Origin of the sequence: Steroidobacter gossypii (assembly GCF_016801985.1) — a bacterium.
Lineage (GTDB): Bacteria > Pseudomonadota > Gammaproteobacteria > Steroidobacterales > Steroidobacteraceae > Steroidobacter > Steroidobacter gossypii.
Window position 1 is genome coordinate 1 of record NZ_JAEVLS010000015.1, and the last position, 4,030, is coordinate 4,030.

A 4,030-nucleotide genomic window follows, 5' to 3' on the forward strand; every position below is an offset into this window, starting at 1 on the left:
TGAAGCGCACGTCCACGAGCCTGCCAGCGGCACCTGTGAGTGCCCGAAGTGCGGTGGCAAGCTGCGCGCGATCGGCGAAGATGTTTCTGAAGTCCTCGAGTACGTGCCGCAGCACTGGAAGGTACATGCGCATTCCGGCCATGACGGACACCTGGACCGGTGATGGCGGACAGCGTCGGAGCGTAGCGACGCAAGTGGGCCGGTTATCTAGCAGACTGTCCGGCATGCTTCAAGGAAGAGCGCTCTTTTCGCATGGATTCTCGGGAAGACAGTTCGATGCGATGAGCCGAGTGCACCAGCCGATCGAGGATGGCATCGGCGACACGCCCGCCGCCGAGGTACTCGTGCCAGTCGCTGATCGGCAGCTGCGAAGTGAGGATCGAGGCACCGGAGCCGTAGCGCTCCTCGACGGCCTCTAGCAGATCCTGCTTCTCCTGCTCGGTCAGCGTGGCCAGACCGAAGTCGTCGATGACTAGCAGCGACAGCTTGGCCAGCCGCTTCAGCAGCCTGTCGTACGTGCCCTGGGCGCGCGCCTGGACGAACTGCGTGAGCAAGGTGGGTAGCCGCAGGTACTGGGCGCTGAAGCCGCTGCGGCAGGCGTGCTGCGCGAGGGCTTGTGCCAGGAAGCTCTTGCCGGAACCGCTCGGGCCGGTGATCAGGATCCCTTGATGCGCAGTGATCCAGCGGTTCTGCGCAAGCTCCAGGACCTGATCCTTACGCAGCGTGCGCGAGGCGCTGTAGTCGATGTTTTCCAGGCACGCGCTGCGTTCCTTGAAGCGCGCAACCTTCAGCCGCGCAGTGAGCTTGCGATTCTCACGATGCAACCATTCGTCATCGACCAGCAGGCCGATGAGTTCCGCTTTACTCAAGCTCTGATGATCGACGCGATCGAGGCGTTCTTTGAGCGCCTGCGCCATGCCGAAGAGCTTCATGGCGACGAGTTTTTGGTGAGTCTGTTCTAACAACATGATGTTTCCTTGGATAGATACTTTGAGGTGTAAGGCAGCGAGTCTTCATCAGGTCATGGGGCACCTCCGGTTCGTTTCTGTCGGGGAAGCAAAAGCGTGGTCGTCAGTGGTAGTAGCCACGTCCGCGCACGTTGCGGGCACCCAGGTGAGCGGCGGCATCGTCAGTGGTGGGCTCCGCGCCACGCAGCGGCGCGGCCTCCATGCGCTGTTCCAGCAGCGTCTTGATCGCTTTGTAGCTCGGCGCCTGGATCGCCAGCGCCTTCTCGCAGGCACGCTCCAGCCGATCTGGATCGAACCTCTTCGCCAGCCGTAGGATGCCCAGCGCCGAGCGATAGCCTTGCTCGGGATGCGGTTTGGTACGGATCACGTATTCGATGGCCGCCGCCGTGTTCACGCCGATGGACTGTCCCCACTGGATCAGGCGCGACGGCGTCCATTCCAGATGCGCCCGATGGGAGGCGGGTCGGTGCGATGGTTCGGTGGTGTAGCCGTATTTCTTGAAGCTGCGCACGTGGCTGCCGATGCGCTTGCCGTGGTGGAACAACTCCACCGTGCGATGGCTCGCCCGATACCACAATGTCTCGTGCGTCAGCGTGTAGGGCGCGCTGTAGAAGTGATCGTCCACGCTGAGGTGATAGTCGATGTTGACCCGGGCCTGGCCCCACTCGGCATACTCGTACGGCTGCGATGGCAGCGGTTTGAGCGCCGGTCGATCCAGGCGCTCGAACAGCGCGCGTCGGGACTGCTTCACATGGCGCATCACCCGATCATTGAGTCGGTCGAGCAACTCGCCGATGGCGGCGTTCAGTTCGTTCAAGTGATAGAACGTGCGATGGCGCAACGCTGCTAAAATCCAACGCTGTGCCACCAGCACCGCCGCTTCCACTTTGGCTTTATCGCGCGGTTTTCTGATCCGCGCCGGGATCACACATGTGCCGTAGTGCTGCGCGAGTTCGCGGTAGGATGGGTTGATCTCCGCCTCGTACCGGTCGGGCCGCGACACGCCGCTGCGCAAGTTATCGGGAACGGTCAGAGCGCTGACGCCGCCGAGGAACTCGAACATCCGCACGTGACAATCCAACCACACCGGCAGCTCCTGTGACAGCGTGGCGATGGCAAACGTATAGGAACTGGCGCCCAGCGCGCCGACGAACAGCTGTGTCGGAACGTGCTCGCCGGTGTTCGGATCGATCATCGCGATGCCATCGCAGAAGTCGACAAACACTTTCTCGCCGGCGCGGTGTTGCTGGCGCAGGACCACCGAGAGCTTCTTCTCAAAGCGACGATACAGATCGACGAACTGCGAGTACTGATAGCCGTCGGGATGCTCGGCTTTGTACTCGGTCCACAGCAGCGACAGCGTTACCTGGTGGTCGCGCCGGGCAAGTTCCTCGCGGATCTTCGTCCAGTCCGGCAGCGGCCGCGGCTTGCGTGCGACCGGCGCCGCCGTGGCGGGATACAGCCGCCGTTCCAGTTCCGGCTCATCGAGCGCCGCAATCGTCTCCCAGCGATCTAGGCCGACTGCCGCCGCTCGGCGCAGGCACTCGGAGATCGCACTCTTGCCGCAACCGACCGTTCGAGCCAATTGCCGACGGCTGGTGACACCGCCGACCAGGTGAAGTCGCAAAACATCTTTGATTTTTCGCATCGCAAGCCTCGGCTGGGCCACCACTTCGCTCCTTTGGGCAAAGGGGCGAAGGGTGGCCGGTGGATAAGGCTTGCGTCGAGACGCCCCGTTCCGGGCGCTAGGCGGACAGCGTTCCGGGCATGCCGGACACCATTCCGCTCAAGGCCCCAAACTGTCCGGCATGGCCCCGGAACACCGTCCGCCATGCCTCCGGAATGCTGTCCGCCATCGTTCCGGAATCGTGTCCGTCATGGGCCGGTGCGCGCAGTACATCGGCATGTACGCCCGAAGTACACGTGCGCCAGCTGCGAGAGCTTCGTGCAGGCGAGCGCCCCATCGCGACCGATCGAGCGCAGCTACGCCGGTCCCGGCTTGTTGGCGCACGTGGTGGTTTCCAAGTATTGCGACCATCTGCCGCTGTATCGGCAGAGCCAGATCTATGCGCGCTCTGGCGTCGAGTTAGATCGCGCCACGCTTGCGGAGTGGGTCGGATCGGTGAGCGCGCTGGTCGCGCCGCTGATTGATTCCCTCGGCGAGTACGTGATGAGCGGACAGAAGCTGCACGCCGATGACACACCGATTCCTGTCTTGGCGCCCGGCACGGGTAAAACGAAGACAGGGCGACTATGGACCTATGTGCGAGATGATCAGCCGGCCGGCAGCACCGATCCACCCGCCGTACTGTTTCGTTACTCGCCCGATCGCAAAGGCGAACGGCCGCGGGAACATCTCAAAGACTTTCGCGGCATCCTGCAGGCCGACGGTTATGCGGGCTTCCAGGGTCTTTACGATCGGCCGCGCGAGCCGTTGATCGAAGCGGCGTGCTGGGCGCACGCTCGACGCAAGTTCTTCGATATTCATGCCGCGACCGACTCACCGGTCGCGCTCGAAGTCCTTGAGCGCATCGGCGCGCTCTACAGGATCGAGGCAGATATCCGTGGGCACTCTGCCGAGCAACGCCGCGCTGCCCGGCAAGCGCGAGCGATACCGCTACTAAACGATCTGCAGGGTTGGCTGCACGCCACCGTGCGCAAGGTCTCGAAGAAGTCGGCCCTCGCCGGCGCCATCGGCTACACGTTATCTCGCTGGAGTTCGCTCACCCGCTACTGCGAGGATGGCCGTATCGAGATCGACAACAACGCCGCCGAGCGGGCGTTACGCGCCATCGCCATCGGACGGAAAAATTATCTATTCGCGGGTTCCGACGCTGGCGGCGAACGCGCTGCTGCATTCTACAGTTTAATCGGCAGCGCCAAGCTCAACGGTCTGGATCCCGAAGCCTATTTGCGCGAAGTCTTCACCCGGATCGCCCATCATCCCATCAATCGCATCGAGGAACTCCTTCCCTGGAATCTGGCGCACGCGGCACCAGACAAGACCAAGGCCGCTGCCTAGTTCGGGCGATAGGCAAGAGGGTTCTCGTCAGACGCTTACG

Annotated in this window: 3 protein-coding genes and 1 pseudogene; 2 read left to right on the forward strand and 2 right to left on the reverse strand. The window is 62.9% G+C overall.

From position 1 onward, the window contains the following. Positions 1 to 163 (forward strand): IS66 family transposase zinc-finger binding domain-containing protein (locus JM946_RS29780; protein ID WP_407700619.1); only part of this gene is annotated, 163 nt, incomplete at its 5' end. Positions 164 to 203: 40 nt separating this feature from the next. Here the strand turns inward: JM946_RS29780 and istB are convergent. Both istB and istA read right to left on the reverse strand, forming a co-directional pair. Next, positions 204 to 968 carry an IS21-like element helper ATPase IstB gene (gene istB, locus JM946_RS29785; protein ID WP_203171103.1) on the reverse strand — a complete coding sequence of 255 codons (765 nt, stop codon included), beginning with the start codon at positions 966 to 968 and terminating at the stop codon, positions 204 to 206. A gap of 103 nt (positions 969 to 1,071) precedes the next feature. Continuing rightward, positions 1,072 to 2,616 carry an IS21 family transposase gene (gene istA / locus JM946_RS29790; protein WP_203171104.1) on the reverse strand — a complete coding sequence of 515 codons (1,545 nt, stop codon included), beginning with the start codon at positions 2,614 to 2,616 and terminating at the stop codon, positions 1,072 to 1,074. Between the two features lie 123 nt (positions 2,617 to 2,739). Between istA and tnpC the strand changes: the two are divergent. Then, positions 2,740 to 3,990, forward strand: a pseudogene (gene tnpC, locus JM946_RS29795) (IS66 family transposase); the annotation flags it as partial. Positions 3,991 to 4,030: the final 40 nt, after the last annotated feature.

Bases quoted from the DNA above. Each gene is read 5' to 3' on its own strand.
- istB (WP_203171103.1), bottom strand. From the start codon at position 968: ATGTTGTTAGAACAGACTCACCAAAAACTCGTCGCCATGAAGCTCTTC.
- istA (WP_203171104.1), bottom strand. From the start codon at position 2,616: ATGCGAAAAATCAAAGATGTTTTGCGACTTCACCTGGTCGGCGGTGTC.